We start from the raw sequence: 13,867 nt of genomic DNA, 5'->3' as shown, positions 1-13,867 counted from the left end.
CAACGGCATGACGCCTGACGTGCAGCCGGGACGAGCCTCGGAATCTGAGCATAGCCATGCGCAGTCCTTTGAGTGGGAATGGTTGAAGGTAAGACCGCAGAACGAGAGACCGTCCGACGATTGTTGCATGGCGGCGGGGCATCCGGAAGACGACAAGAGTTCCGAAGTCGGGCGGCGGATGGCCGTCAGTAAGGCGCTGGACGGCCCTGCGGCGGCGTTGTCGGCAAATTTTCCTGCAGGGCCTACGCTGAGTAAATCAAGGCGGCTTGAGGCTGGGGAGGAAACTTTTGAGTTCTGGCGAATGCACGCCTGCGGCGGCCTGGTTGTCGAGGCGCCAGTTAGTGGCGTTGTCTGCGAGCTCTATGCTGCTGCTGCCTGCCTGGGGCTGCGCGCCGCCGAAATCCCAGCCCAAAGGCACCAATTACACGATCGCCGGCCTACTTAGCTCCGCCCCGTTCTTCGTTGCGCATCGGGGTTCCGGGGACAACTGGACCGAACACACGGCGGCTGCCTACAGCCGGGCGATCGCCGCCGGGTCAATGGCGATCGAAGTCTCGGTCCATGCCACCAGCGATGGCGTGCTTGTCTGCCATCACGATGAGTCGACACTGCGGCTCACCGGGCAGGACTACCGGATCAAGGACCTGGACTACGGCGCTGTGTCTGCGCTTCGGGCCGATGCGCGCCAATGGCTTGGTCCCGCGGCTCCTCTCGAGCAAATTCCAAAACTCCAGGACGTGCTGGATGCGCACGCGGCCAAACACGTAATTTTCATCGAGGACAAGCAGGGAACGAATACCAAGCAACTGTTGGACCTCATGGACACCTACCCGCAGCCAACCGAACATTTCGTGTGGAAACAACCCGCGGCGTCGCCGTCCTACCGGCAAGCGCAGGAGCGCGGGTACAAAACCTGGGGATATTTCATGGATGGTTCAGACGGCCAGTTCCAGCGGTACGCCCGCAGGCACGACCTGCTGGGCATCTTCCACAACGCCACCGACGATGAAATCCGGCAGTTGGTCGCTTTCGGTAAACCGACCATCTGCTGGGAGGTGCACACGCGCTGGATGCGCGAACGGCTGACGGGCTTGGGGGTCCAGGGCATGATGTGTTCAAACATCCCGTACGTCATTGGGGGCGCCGCGCCGAGTATGGCAGATGCCTTCGGGACGGGCTTGCGCGCGGCAGGTGACCTGCCGTCCAACATCAACTGGTCGGCCCAGCCGCTGATCAAGGCGGAAACCCAATCCGTGCTCCTGGCTAACGACCCGCCGCTCAGCTACTGTCTGGGGTCCATGGCGCCAGCGGCGAGCGGGAGTTACACGGTCAACTTCCACATGCGGTGGACTGGAGAGCCGTCCGCCGAGGCTCGGGCAGGGCTTGCCTTCGGGCAGCAGAGCGACACTCCGTATGTGCCCACTTCCGCTGGGCCTTCCGGCTACCACGTGACAATGGATGCTTCCGGCGACTTAGCCCTCTTCCGACGGGCAGAAGCTGCCTCTGAGAGCACGAAGCTGGCCACCGTCCACACCGTTTCACCGGGGGCTGGTGAATGGATGGAATTCCAGGTGGACGTTTCCCCCGATTCAATCCGAATTGCACGACTGGACGGAGGCGGCTCCGTCGCTTCTGCCGACGACTCTTTCGAGAAGGGAAGATACTTCTCACTCTGCAAAAACTACAGCGGTCAGCCGGGGGCCGAATTCCGGCACGTGACAGTCAGCCTCGGATAAGCGAGAATCCTGCTAGAAAAGCGCTCCAAGGAAAGGCAGCTTTAGTGAAAGTACTTTTTGATGGGCACTGGTGGGTCGACGGACCGGCCTCGAACCGGGAAGTCCTCAAGCAAATCGTGCTGACGTGGAGCCGCGACTACGCCGGGGACGAGATTGTGCTCGCGGTGCCGAGGAAAGACGTCGGGGCAGTGCGGAACGAACTCTGCAAGGACATCAGGGTTGTCTCGACGCGGCTTTCCCCGCACGGCGTGAGTGCGATTCTTGAACTGCCGCTCTTGAATCTGCGGCATAAAGCCGACGTGATGATCGCACACAACTTCGCTCCTGCATTTGGATCGTCCGTTGTTTTTGTACACGATTTCCTGTTTTTGACCAATCCCGAATGGTTCACGTTTGCGGAGAGGCGGTACTTCGGTTTTATGCCGCTGTTGGCCCGCCGCGCAAAGATGATTTTCACGTCGTCGAAGAACGAGGCGCAGAGGATCCGGGGTTTTTCGACGAAGGGTAAGCCGGTCCATCCGGTCGGGCTCGGCGCCAACACCGCGGTTATTCATGCCGCCCCCCGGCCGGTCCCTGACCTGGCCGGAGTCCGGGGATTCATCCTGTCCGTTGGTCGACTCAACATCCGCAAGAACCTGGGCATGACTCTGGATGCCGCACTTGAATCCGGACGGGTCTCAGCGCAGTATCCGCTGGTGGTCGTGGGCGCTGAATCCGGCAGGGTTGCGGAGTTTTCGCCAAGGCTACGCGAGGCTGTCGAATCGGGGGCGATCCGCTTCCTCGGATACACCTCCAACGAGGAGTTGTCCTGGCTGTACTCCGAAGCGGATGCCTTCGTGTTCCTGTCCCTGGACGAAGGATTCGGAATGCCCCTCCTGGAGGCACTTTCCTTCGGGACCAAGGTCTTGGCAAGCGACATACCGGTTTTCAGGGAGATCATGGGCGACGCCGCAGTGTTCGTCGATCCCACCGACTTGGCCGCCGCGTCCGCGGGCATCGGATCGGTCCTCGACGCGGAACCTGACGCGGCCAGCGCGTCGAGGGTGCTGGAAAGATACTCCTGGGCCGGCACTGTGCGGCGGATGCGGCACCACCTCAGCGCCCGCAGCGAAGATCTGCACCAGCCCGGCACTGATTCGCCGTCCAATCCGGCTCCGGCCGGGTAACTCTTCGGTAAAGGCCCGCCACACAAGGACGTGTGGCGGGCCTTGCTGGATACCCTGAAGTGGTTAGCTGCAGTCTCCGGGGAACGGGCTACGTCCATCAGCCGTCCGCCAAGCGAGGATTTCCGTGGCCTTTGCAGAGTACGAAGTCGTGATTCACCGCGACGCGTTGAGTGTCTACAATTTCCTGCTGGACCCGGGGAACCTGCCGTCCTGGCGGGACGGAGTCCGCGGCGTCGAACTGGTCTCCGGGGTTGCCTGCTCCATGGGGGCCGTCTACCGCCCGCTGTTTGCCGGGGCAGGGCGGCGGCCGGCGGATGCGGACTTCGAACTCACCGCGGCACGGCCCGGAGCCGAGATCCAATTCCAGGTCATTGCCGGCCCGGCCCGCGCGCACGGCGGTTACTACCTCAGCACGGAGGGCTGCAGTACCCGCGTCCGTTTTGCCCTCCGGTACCGGCCTGCAGGTGCCGCGCTCCTGGCCTATCCCAAGGTGCGCCGGGCGATGAAGGCGCAGGTCGCCCAGCTGGAGCGGCTCAAGTCCGTGTTGGAGCACCGGCTGGCGGCAGCCTAGGGCGTTGCGGCAGTAACACTGGGCCCAGGCGTACCGGCAGGCCATTCCTGGGGTATTTTTGATGCTGTGCTGATCTCTGACCGCGACATTCGTACCGAAATCGATTCCCGGCGCATTGTGCTGGAGCCGTTCGACCCTGACATGGTTCAGCCGTCGTCGGTGGACGTCCGGATTGACCGATTCTTCCGGCTTTTCGACAACCACAAGTACGCCCATATCGACCCGTCCGAGGACCAGCCCGAGCTGACCCGCCTGGTGGAGGTCGACGCCGGCGAGCCGTTCATCCTGCACCCGGGCGAGTTCGTGCTGGGCTCAACCTACGAAACCGTGACGCTGCCGGACGACATCGCGGCGCGGCTGGAGGGGAAGTCCTCGCTGGGCCGGCTGGGCCTGCTGACACATTCGACGGCGGGCTTCATCGATCCGGGATTCTCCGGCCACGTCACGTTGGAGCTCTCCAACATGGCCACCCTGCCGATCAAGCTGTGGCCGGGCATGAAGATCGGGCAGTTGTGCTTTTTCCGCCTGACGTCGGCGGCCGAGCACCCTTACGGGTCCGGCGAGTACGGCAACCGCTACCAGGGCCAGCGCGGCCCGACGGCGAGCCGCAGCCACCTGAACTTCCACCGCACCGAGATTTAGCCCGGCAGGTGGCGGGGGCCTAGCCGACCGGCCGGACCGGGAGCGCGGTCGGCCGGGCCGGGCGGCGGAGCATTCGCACGATGGGCTCCACAAAGCGGGCCGCCAGCGGACCCATGACAGCCATGATCAGCACATAGGCGGTGGCCAGCGCGGCGAGATCGCGGGGCACCACGCCTGACGCCACCGCGAGCCCGGCGATCACAATGGAGAATTCGCCGCGGGCAATCAGCGCCGCGCCGGCGCGGAAGCGTCCGGGCAGCGCGATCCCGGCCCGCTTGGCGGCCCAGATTCCGGTGATCATCTTGGTGGCGGCTGTCAGTACGGCCAGGACCAGGGCCCAGCCAAGTACCGGCGGGATGGACGATGGATCGGTGTTGAGGCCGAAGACCACGAAGAAGATCGCGGCGAAAAGGTCGCGCAGGGGTTCAAGGATCCGCGTCGCGCTGTGGGCGGTGGCCCCGGAGATCGCGATCCCGAGCATAAACGCGCCGACGGCCGCGGAGACCTGCATGGCGGCTGCCAGCCCGGCGACCAGCAGCGCCGCGCCCAGCAGGTTCAGCAGGAACACCTCTGAATTTTCACTGTGCACGGCCTTGGACACGTGGTGGCCGTGGCGCAGCGCCACCACGAGCACAAGCGTCACGACGGCCAGGGAAATCCCCACCGTCTGCAGCCCCACCAGGAAGCTGACTCCGGCGAGGGTGGCCGTCAGGACGGGCAGGTACACCGCCATGGCCAGGTCCTCGAACACCAGGATGGACAGGATCACCGGAGTCTCCCGGTTGCCGATCCGGCCCAGGTCGGTGATGACCTTCGCGGCGATCCCGGAAGAAGAGATGTAGGTGACCCCGCCCATGACCATCGCCCCCACAACGCCCCAGCCCAGCATCAGCGCCAGGGCCGCGCCAGGCACGAAGTTCAGCACGAGATCCAAGACGCCGGCCTGCCAGGAGCGGCGCAGGCCGGTGACGAGTTCGGCCGCCGTATATTCCAACCCGAGCATAAGTAGGAGGAGGATGACGCCGATCTCACTGGAGAGATGTGCGAACTCGTGCATGCCCTCGAGCTTGACCAGCCCGCCCGCGCCGAAGAACAAGCCGCCGATCAGGTATAGCGGGATGGGGGACATGCCGATCCGCCCGGCCAGCCTGGCCAGCAGGCCAAGGCAGAACACGACGGCCCCCAGTTCGATGAGGGTCAGGGCGAGCGGATCCATGCGGCTTATCCGTTGCGCAGGATGCTGGCTGCCGTGTCCAGGCCTTCTTGCGTGCCTACCGCAACGAGGAGGTCCCCTGGGTGCAGGACGACGTCGGGCCCCGGGGAGGGAAGCACCTCACCCTCCCGCATAATGGCCACGATCGAGGCGCCGCTGCGGGTCCGGATGCAGGCCTTGCCCATGGGCTGGTTCTGGAAGGGCGAATCCGCGGCGATGGAGAACTGCCGGGTGACGATTCCGGGCACTTCCCGGTGCGCTTCGGAGAGCTGCATGGCCAAGCGCTGCCCGCCAAGCAGGTTGCCAAGGGCCGCAGCCTCGTCGGCGGTCAGCGGGATGGAGGCCTGGCAGGTGTCCGGATCGTCCCAGGTCGAGACGATCAGCTCGGTCTGGCCTTCGCGGTACTCGACGACGCCGATCCGGCGTCCCGAGGCGGTCATGAAGTCCTTGCGCCGGCCCAGGCCGGGAAGGTCTGTCTCATCCACGTTCATGCCTCCAGCCTAGTGGGCTGGCCGGATTTTGGGGGCAGGTTCAGGCCTCGGGCACCACGGCGATTTCCGTCTTTCCCGGCGGTTTCACGGGCAGCATCACCAGCAGCCCGGCCAGCAGGACAACCATGATGCCAAGGATGCCCCAGCGCTGTGCCTCGCCGGCGGCCACAAGGGGAGTCGCGACCGTGATGCACAAGGTGAAAAGCGCCGGTGCCAGGAAGCTGACGGCCCGGCCCGTAGTGGCGTAGAGGCCGAAAAGTTCGCCCGATTCGCCGTGCGGGGCCAGCCGGGCCAGGTACGCGCGGGACGAGGACTGGGCCGGGCCCACAAAGAGGCACAGGAACAGGCCGAACACCCAGAACGTCGTGCTGCCCGCCCACTGCATGCCGAAGAAGGAATAATTACCATTTCCCAGGACCAGGAGCACGGTTCCAGCGCCGAGCAGACCGATCAGTGAGCCGATAATGACCGCCTTCGGTCCGATCCTGTCGTCCAGGAAACCGCCGAGCAGGGCGCCGACGGCGGCGACGACGTTGCCGAAGATGGCGAAGAAGATCACCTGCCTGAGTTCGAAGCCGAAGGTGCCGGCGGCGATGATCCCGCCGAAGGTAAACACCGCGGCGAGCCCGTCACGGAAGATGGCGCTGGCCAGCAGGAAGTAAATGGTGTGCGGGCTGGTCCGGTAGATCGCCCGGATGCGGCGGACCAGCAGGCCGTAGGACGCGAAGAACCCCAGCCCGGACTGCGTGGCCTTGGGCACTTCCGGCACGGCGAACATCACCGGAAGCGCAAACACCAGGAACCAGAGTGCGGAGAAGACCGCCACGAGGCGGATGTTCAGGCTGTCCTCGGTAGAGGCGCCGAACCAGTCGATGCTGGGCTGGACGAAGAGCTGCAGCACGATCAGCAGCGCCACGATGCCGCCGAGATAGCCCGCGGCCCAGCCGAACCCACTGATTTTTCCGATGTTCGCGGGGGTGGAAATCTGGGCCAGCATGGCGTTGTAGTTGACGCCGGCGAATTCGAAGAACACGTTGCCCAGCGCGATCAGCGTCACCCCGAGGAGCAGGAACTCCGGCCGGGGGAAGACAAAGAAGCACAGGCCGGTCAGGAGCGCGACGGCGGCGGTGTTGACCCCCAGCCAGAGTTTGCGCCGGCCTCCCGTGTCCGAGCGCTGACCCGTGACCGGCGCCAGCAATGCGATGGCGGCCCCGGCGATGGCCAGCGCGGAGCCGAGGACCGCGGAGGCTGCATCTTCCCCGCCGAAGGCCTGGGAGGTCAGGTACACGGTGAAGACGAACGTGGTCATGACCGCGTTGAAGGCTGCGGAACCCCAGTCCCAGGCGGCCCAGGCCAGGATGCGGCCCTTGCCGGTGGCATGGTTGCCGGACTCAAGTTCGGAGCCAGGGCGCATGGCCTCGGCGGCGGTGGCGGAATTCATAGCCTGATGTTATCCGTCCGCGGCGCGCAGCCGACGAAGAAACGGTTCCGCCAAAAACAATTTGTGCACGCTTGGTAAACTGTCCGGACCGAACCTAACCAATGCGCCGCCTGCTCCAACTCTTGATAATCGAATTCCTAACGTTGCGGAGATTCCAGTGATCACAGTCCTTGCCGTGCACTTTGTGGTGGCTGCTGTGGCGCCGTTCCTCTTCCGCAGGCTGGGCAGGAACGCGTTCTTCGCACTGGCCGCGGTGCCGGCAGGATCGTTCATCTGGCTGCTCCTGCAGCACGCCGCGGTCTATTCGGACCCTGGTTCCACCGCGGTGACACTGCCGTGGATCCCGGACCTTGGCCTTGAGCTGGCGTTCCGGATGGATGCCTTGGCCTGGGTCATGTCGCTGCTGGTCCTGGGGGTCGGAGCGCTGGTCCTGGTCTACTGCGCCCGCTATTTCAAGAACAAGGACAGCTACCTGGGCGGCTTCGGCGCGCAGCTGCTGGCCTTCGCCGGCGCCATGTTCGGCCTGGTCACCGCCGATGACCTGCTCCTGATGTTCATTTTCTGGGAACTGACCACGGTGCTGTCCTACCTGCTGATCGGCTACGCCCGCACCCGCTTGTCCGCCCGGCGTTCGGCGCTGCAGGCGCTTATTGTCACCACAGCCGGCGGCCTCGCCATGCTGGTGGGGCTGATTATGCTCGGCTCCACGGCGGGAACCTACCGGATCTCGTCCCTCCTGCAGCGGGCGCCGGAGCTGGTGGCCGGGCCGGCCGCGGACGCGGTGGCGGCCGCCGTCGTGCTGGTCCTGGTGGGGGCGATCACAAAGTCCGCACTGGTCCCGTTCCATTTCTGGCTCCCAGGGGCGATGGCCGCCCCGACGCCGGTGAGCGCCTACCTGCACGCCGCCGCCATGGTGAAGGCCGGCATCTACCTCGTGGCGCGGCTCGCCCCCGGCTTTGCCGAGACGGCGTTCTGGCTCCCGGTGGTGCTGGGCCTGGGCCTGGCCACCATGCTGGTGGGCGGGTACCGGGCCCTGCGCCAGACCGACATCAAGCTCATCCTTGCCTACGGCACGGTCAGCCAGCTGGGCTTCCTGACCATGGTGGTGGGGCTCGGCAAGCCGGACGCCGCGCTCGCCGGCCTCGCGCTGCTGCTGGCCCACGGTCTCTTCAAAGCCACGCTGTTCCTGGTGGTCGGCATCATCGACCACCAGGCGGGGACCCGCGACATCCGCAAGCTCTCCGGCGTGTACCGGTCCTCTCGGGCCCTCGCCGTGGTGGCGGCGATCGGGGCGGCGTCGATGGCCGGGGTCCCCCCGCTGGCAGGCTTCGTGGCGAAGGAGTCGGTCTTTGAAGCCTTCGTGCACCACGCCGGGACCGGCCCCTGGGGCCCCGTGATCCTGCTGGGAGTGGTCCTGGGCTCCATCCTGACCTTCGCCTACAGTGCCCGCTTCATGTGGGGCGCCTTCGCGGTCAAGCAGGGCGTGCCGGCCACCCCGTTCAAGGCGATCAAACCGGCGTTCCTGGCCGCCCCCGCACTGCTGAGCCTGCTGACTGTCGCCTACGGAGTGTGGCCGGTGCCGGTGGACGCCTGGATCCAGCCCTATGCCGCACTCTTTGCGGGCCACGACGGTGCCCCGGAAGCCGACGCCGCCGGCCACCTGGCGCTGTGGCACGGGTTCACCCCGGCGCTGGGCCTCACCGCGGTCACCTTCGCCCTCGGCCTGGCGATGTTTTACGGACGGAACGTCGTCGCCCGTGCCCAGGGCCTGGTGCCTGGCTGGATCGACGGCGACCGCAGCTACCAGCACACCATCGGCGCCCTCGACGATGTCGCGGTGTGGGTCACCGGCCGGACCCAGCGAGGGTCGCTGTTCTTCTACCTAGCCGTCATCCTGACGGTTGCCTTCGTCCTGCCGCTGACCGCGCTGGTGCTGGCCAACAAGCCGCTGCCGGGCGGCCTGTACTTCGTGGACCCCGGTTCGCCGCTGCAGCTGGTGGCCGGCGCCGGAATCGTGATCGGCGCCCTCGCCGCGGTCCGGGCCAACAAACGCTTCCTGGCCGTGCTGATGGTCTCGGTGACCGGCTACGGCATCGCGCTCATGTTCGCCCTCCAGGGCGCCCCGGACCTGGCCCTGACCCAGATGTTGGTGGAAACGATCATCCTGGTGGCCTTTGTCCTCGCCATGCGCAGCCTGCCGCCGGAACTGCGGGACCGCACCGGCGGCAAATACCGGGTGATCCGGGTGATCATCGGCGCGGCCTTCGGCCTCACCATGGTCTTCGTGGCGATCTACGCACTGGGGGCCCGCGTCGCCACACCCGTTTCGCTGGAATTCCCCCGCCTGGCCTACGAGGGCGGCGGAGGCCTGAACGTCGTCAACGTCACCCTCGTGGATATCAGGGCCTGGGACACCTTCGGCGAGATCTCCGTCCTGGCGCTCGCCGCGACCGGCGTCGCCAGCCTGATTTTCGTCCGCGGGCGCGGCGACCGGATCGGACCGTCCGCGTCCGTGGCGGAGGGGACCGTGGGCCGCCGGACCGGCCTGCACGCGCACACCAGGGACAACGCGGCGCTGGCCATGAGCCGCCGGTTTGCCGCCTCGACGCGCGACGCATGGCTGGTCGCCGGGCGCACCATGGCCCCGGAGCGCCGCTCGATCATCTTCGAAGTCGTCACCCGGCTGATCTTCCACTCCATGATCGTCTTCTCCCTCTACCTGCTGCTGGCCGGCCACAACCTTCCCGGCGGAGGTTTCGCCGGCGGCCTTACGGCCGGTCTCGCCCTCACCATCCGCTACCTCGCCGGGGGGCGCTTCGAACTGCGCGAAGCCACCCCGGTCAGCGCCGGCGCCCTGCTGGGGATCGGCCTAGCAACGGCCGCGGCGTCGGGCGTGGCGCCGCTGCTGTTGGGCGGCCAGGTCTTCCAGAGCGCGGTGATCGAACTCTGGCTGCCGGTGTTCGGTGACATCAAGTTCGTCACCTCCACCATCTTCGACATCGGCGTCTACATCGTCGTCGTCGGCCTGGCCCTGGACGTGCTGCGCAGCCTCGGCGCGGAAATCGACGAGCACTTCGAGGACCAGCCCGCCGGGCGCGCCGAGGAAGAGCCCGCTGAGCCGTCCGAGGGGTCGGCCGGCGGGCCAAAGGCCGACGGCGTCCCGGCCGAAGCCACCGCGAAGGGAAACGCATGAGCGTCAATCTGACCCTGCTGACGGTTATGGGAGCCCTGTACGCCTGCGGCATCTACCTGATCCTGGAACGCAGCCTGACCCGGGTCCTGCTGGGCCTGATGCTGCTGGCCAACGCCACCAACCTGCTGATCCTGGCCACCGGCGGCTACGCAGGCCTCGCCCCGCTGTACAACAAGGACACCGCCGCCAACGACTACAACGACCCGCTCCCGCAGGCGCTGATCCTCACCTCGATCGTGATCTCCTTCGCCGTCACGGCGTTCATGCTGGGCATCATCTACCGCACCTGGGTGCTGGCCCGGCAGGACGAAATCCAGGACGACGCCGAGGACCGCCGCGTGGCCGAGACCCCCAGCTTCGACGCGGAGGATGACGCCGTCATTCCGGTGGAGACCTCGGAGTTCCCGCTGGTCGCGGCCCCGGAGGCCGGCGCAGCGGGGACGGATTCGCCGGAGACCGTGCAGGCCGGCGCCCGCCGCATGCCTGCAGCGGACGCCGCCGCCGAAGAACAACCTGGTTCCCGCAACGTCGATCCCGGCCCGGAAGGAGGGACCAAGTGAACATCGCAAGCTTTGCCCCGCTCGCCGTCGTCCTCCCCATCCTGGGGGCCGCCCTGACCTTCCTGCTGATCCGGCAGCCACGGGCGCAGCGGACTGTCAGCATTGCGCTGCTCTCGCTGACCCTGCTGCTGGAGTGCTTCCTGCTGGCCTCCGTCTGGCAGGGCGGCACGTCCGCGGTCAACATCGGCGGCTGGCTGCCGCCCTGGGGCATCGTGCTGGTGGTGGACCAGTTCTCCTCGCTCATGCTGGTGGTGTCCTCCACCGTCAGCCTCGCCGTGCTGGTCTACGCCACCGGCCAGGGCATGGCCGACGGCGACCGCGACGCACCCGTGTCGATCTTCCACCCCACCTACCTGATCCTCGTGGCCGGCGTGTCCAACGCCTTCCTTTCCGGCGATTTGTTCAACCTTTACGTGGGCTTCGAGATCCTGCTGACCGCCAGCTACGTGCTGATGACCCTCGGCGGGACGGGGCCGCGGATCCGCGCCGGGGTGACCTACGTGGTGGTGTCCGTGGTGTCCTCGGTGCTCTTCCTGATCGCGATCGCCATGATCTACGGCGCCACCGGGACCATCAACATGGCCGACCTGGCCGTCAAGCTGGTCGAACTGGACCAGGGCACCCGGAACCTGCTGCACGTGCTGCTGCTGGTGGCGTTCGGGATCAAGGCCGCCGTCTTCCCGCTGAGTTTCTGGCTCCCGGACTCGTATCCGACGGCGCCTGCCCCGGTCACCGCCGTGTTCGCCGGGCTGCTCACCAAGGTGGGCGTCTACGCGATGGTCCGCACCGAGACGCTGCTCTTTCCCGGCGATACGTTCAACACCCCGCTGATGGTCGCGGCCCTGCTGACCATGGTGGTGGGGATTCTGGGTGCCCTGGCGCAAAGCGACATCAAGCGACTGCTCTCCTTTACCCTCGTCAGCCACATCGGCTACATGGTGTTCGGCCTGGCGATGTCCTCTGTCGCGGGGCTGGGGGCCGCGGTGTTCTACGTGGCGCACCACATCACCATCCAGACCAGCCTGTTCCTGGTGACCGGCCTGATCGAGCGCCGCGCCGGCAGCTCCTCGGTGGACCGGATCGCCGGGCTCGCCAAGCTCTCGCCGCTGCTGGCGGTGCTGTTCTTCGTCCCGGCCATGAACCTGGCCGGCATCCCGCCGTTCTCCGGGTTCCTGGGCAAACTGGGCCTGCTGCAGGCCGGCGTCGCCCTCGGCACGCCGCTCGCGTACGCGCTCGTGGCCGGCGGCGTGCTGACCAGCCTGCTGACGCTGCTGGCCATCGCCCGGGTCTGGAACCGCGCTTTCTGGCGCAAGCCCGAGGACGCCGAACACCCCGACCCCGTACTGCTCGCCGCTCCCGGCGACTCCGCCACCGGCCACCGCGCCGGCCAGCAGAACGTGACCCTGCTGCCGCGGACCATGGTGGGCTCCACCTTGGGCCTGGTGCTGTTCGGGGTGGCGCTGACGGTGTTCGCCGGGCCGCTGTTCCGGGTGGCCGGCCAGTCGGCCGAGGCAATGCTGGACCGGTCAGCCTACATCCAGGCCGTGCTGGGGGACGAGGCGCCGGTCCCCGCGATCGCCGAGCCGCCGCGGCAGGAGGGCGGGAAATGACGCGGAAGAGAATCTCGCTGCGCCAGGAACTGCCGTTGCTGGTCTGGCTGGTCATCGTCTGGGGTGCGCTCTGGCAGGATTTCAGCGCCGGGAACCTGCTTTTCGGTGCGTTGATAGCAGTGGTGGTGGCGCGGCTGTTCTACCTGCCGCCGGTAGAACTGGGCGGCCGGTTCAACGTGCTGCGCGCCGTGCCCTTCGCCGTGATCTTCCTGGGCAAGGTAGTGGCGGCCAGCTTCCAGGTCCTGTACCTGGCCGTGGTCCGGGGCCCGCAGGTGATCAGCGCCGTCGTCGCCGTCCGACTCCGGAGCCATTCCGACCTGCTGGTGACCGCCACCGGGCATGTGATCTCGCTGATTCCGGGGTCCGTGGTGGTAGAAGTGGACCGGTCCACGTCCACGCTCTACATCCACGGCATCAACGTCCGCGACGCTAAGGATGCGGACAAGCTCCGCATGGAGGTCCGCGACACCGAGGCCGCGCTGATCCGGATCATGGGCACCCCGGCCGAACTGTCCGCACTGAAGCAGGAGGTGGGCACATGATGCCGCTGGTCCAGACCATCACCGCCGTCGTGCTCTCCCTCGCAGCGGCCGGCGCGATCATCCGCATCGCCCGCGGGCCCTCGCTGCTTGACCGGGTGCTCGCCGCCGACGTGCTGCTCGCCATCCTGGGCGCGGCGCTGTGCATCGATATGGCCGTGAACCGGCACCTGAACAACCTGATGCTGCTGGTGTCCATCTCCATCATCGGCTTTGTCGGCTCGGTGACCGTGGCCCGTTTCGTGGCAGACCGGAGGAAGCAGCCCAATGAGTCCTGAGACAACCTCGGCCGACGCCGTGATCGACGCCGTCTCCGCCGTGTTCATGGTGGTCGGGGCGCTGATGTCCCTCGGCGCGGCTATCGGCCTGCTGCGCTTCCCCGACCTCATGAGCCGGATGCACGCCGCCACCAAGCCGCAGGTGCTGGGCCTGTTTCTGCTGCTCTGCGCGGTGGGGCTGCAGCTGCGCACCTGGTGGGTGTGGCCGGTGCTGGGGGTGGCATGGATCTTCCAGCTGCTCACGGTGCCGGTCTCGGCCCACATGGTGGGACGCGCCGGCTACCGCACCAAGCACCTGCACCCGGAACTGCTCAGCGCCGACGAGCTCGAAGCCGTCGTCCAGCAGGCGGCCGGCAAACGCGGTTTTACCGACGACGACGACTGACGCCGCCGGCGCGGCCAGTGCACCTCGACGAGGCGCACTGGC

The 13,867-nt window shown here is 66.8% G+C and carries 13 protein-coding genes; 10 read left to right on the top strand and 3 right to left on the bottom strand.

Annotation, left to right across the window (positions count from 1 at the left end; genetic code table 11):
- Positions 1 to 362 precede the first annotated feature (362 nt).
- The 4 genes from AC1MED_RS17200 (at position 363) to dcd (ending at position 4,115) form a co-directional block, all read left to right on the top strand.
- Positions 363 to 1,736, top strand: a complete 1,374-nt coding sequence (locus tag AC1MED_RS17200; RefSeq protein ID WP_479784625.1) for a glycerophosphodiester phosphodiesterase — start codon at positions 363 to 365, stop codon at positions 1,734 to 1,736.
- Positions 1,737 to 1,780: 44 nt separating this feature from the next.
- The gene (locus AC1MED_RS17195; protein WP_479784623.1) at positions 1,781 to 2,902 is read left to right on the top strand and encodes a glycosyltransferase family 4 protein; all 1,122 of its coding nucleotides are present in this window, start codon (positions 1,781 to 1,783) and stop codon (positions 2,900 to 2,902) included.
- 124 nt (positions 2,903 to 3,026) lie between these two features.
- The gene (locus AC1MED_RS17190; RefSeq protein ID WP_479784622.1) at positions 3,027 to 3,473 is read left to right on the top strand and encodes an SRPBCC family protein; all 447 of its coding nucleotides are present in this window, start codon (positions 3,027 to 3,029) and stop codon (positions 3,471 to 3,473) included.
- A 66-nt stretch (positions 3,474 to 3,539) separates the two neighbouring features.
- Positions 3,540 to 4,115: a dCTP deaminase gene (gene dcd / locus AC1MED_RS17185; RefSeq protein WP_479782390.1), complete on the top strand. Its 576-nt coding sequence runs from the start codon at positions 3,540 to 3,542 to the stop codon at positions 4,113 to 4,115.
- Positions 4,116 to 4,134: 19 nt separating this feature from the next.
- Here dcd and AC1MED_RS17180 read toward each other — a convergent pair whose 3' ends face one another.
- The 3 genes from AC1MED_RS17180 to AC1MED_RS17170 are packed head-to-tail and all read right to left on the bottom strand — an operon-like array spanning position 4,135 to position 7,260.
- Positions 4,135 to 5,331, bottom strand: coding sequence for a cation:proton antiporter (locus AC1MED_RS17180; RefSeq protein WP_479784620.1), 1,197 nt, complete (start codon positions 5,329 to 5,331; stop codon positions 4,135 to 4,137).
- A 5-nt stretch (positions 5,332 to 5,336) separates the two neighbouring features.
- Positions 5,337 to 5,819 (bottom strand): cation:proton antiporter regulatory subunit, encoded by a 483-nt coding sequence (locus AC1MED_RS17175; RefSeq protein WP_175322308.1) that lies wholly within the window; start codon positions 5,817 to 5,819, stop codon positions 5,337 to 5,339.
- A 40-nt stretch (positions 5,820 to 5,859) separates the two neighbouring features.
- Positions 5,860 to 7,260, bottom strand: coding sequence for an MFS transporter (locus AC1MED_RS17170; protein WP_479784618.1), 1,401 nt, complete (start codon positions 7,258 to 7,260; stop codon positions 5,860 to 5,862).
- Positions 7,261 to 7,417: 157 nt separating this feature from the next.
- On the opposite strand from AC1MED_RS17170, the gene AC1MED_RS17165 reads away from it, so the two are divergent.
- The 6 genes from AC1MED_RS17165 to mnhG are packed head-to-tail and all read left to right on the top strand — an operon-like array spanning position 7,418 to position 13,825.
- The gene (locus tag AC1MED_RS17165) at positions 7,418 to 10,453 is read left to right on the top strand and encodes a Na+/H+ antiporter subunit A (RefSeq protein ID WP_479784617.1); all 3,036 of its coding nucleotides are present in this window, start codon (positions 7,418 to 7,420) and stop codon (positions 10,451 to 10,453) included.
- Positions 10,450 to 11,013, top strand: a complete 564-nt coding sequence (locus AC1MED_RS17160; protein ID WP_479784615.1) for a Na(+)/H(+) antiporter subunit C — start codon at positions 10,450 to 10,452, stop codon at positions 11,011 to 11,013. Before AC1MED_RS17165 ends, AC1MED_RS17160 begins: the two co-directional genes overlap by 4 nt.
- Positions 11,010 to 12,623 carry a Na+/H+ antiporter subunit D gene (locus AC1MED_RS17155; protein WP_479784614.1) on the top strand — a complete coding sequence of 538 codons (1,614 nt, stop codon included), beginning with the start codon at positions 11,010 to 11,012 and terminating at the stop codon, positions 12,621 to 12,623. The genes AC1MED_RS17160 and AC1MED_RS17155 overlap by 4 nt, the downstream gene beginning before the upstream one ends.
- The gene (locus tag AC1MED_RS17150; RefSeq protein WP_346959368.1) at positions 12,620 to 13,165 is read left to right on the top strand and encodes a Na+/H+ antiporter subunit E; all 546 of its coding nucleotides are present in this window, start codon (positions 12,620 to 12,622) and stop codon (positions 13,163 to 13,165) included. Before AC1MED_RS17155 ends, AC1MED_RS17150 begins: the two co-directional genes overlap by 4 nt.
- Complete coding sequence (locus tag AC1MED_RS17145; protein ID WP_479784613.1) at positions 13,162 to 13,440, top strand: MrpF/PhaF family protein; 279 nt, start codon at positions 13,162 to 13,164, stop codon at positions 13,438 to 13,440. The genes AC1MED_RS17150 and AC1MED_RS17145 overlap by 4 nt, the downstream gene beginning before the upstream one ends.
- The gene (gene mnhG, locus AC1MED_RS17140) at positions 13,430 to 13,825 is read left to right on the top strand and encodes a monovalent cation/H(+) antiporter subunit G (protein WP_346959369.1); all 396 of its coding nucleotides are present in this window, start codon (positions 13,430 to 13,432) and stop codon (positions 13,823 to 13,825) included. Before AC1MED_RS17145 ends, mnhG begins: the two co-directional genes overlap by 11 nt.
- Positions 13,826 to 13,867 lie beyond the last annotated feature (42 nt).

This window comes from Arthrobacter sp. BI5, from assembly GCF_056680065.1.
The sequence above is the reverse complement of the archived record's forward strand: the minus strand, read 5'-3'. Positions and strand labels throughout refer to the sequence as shown.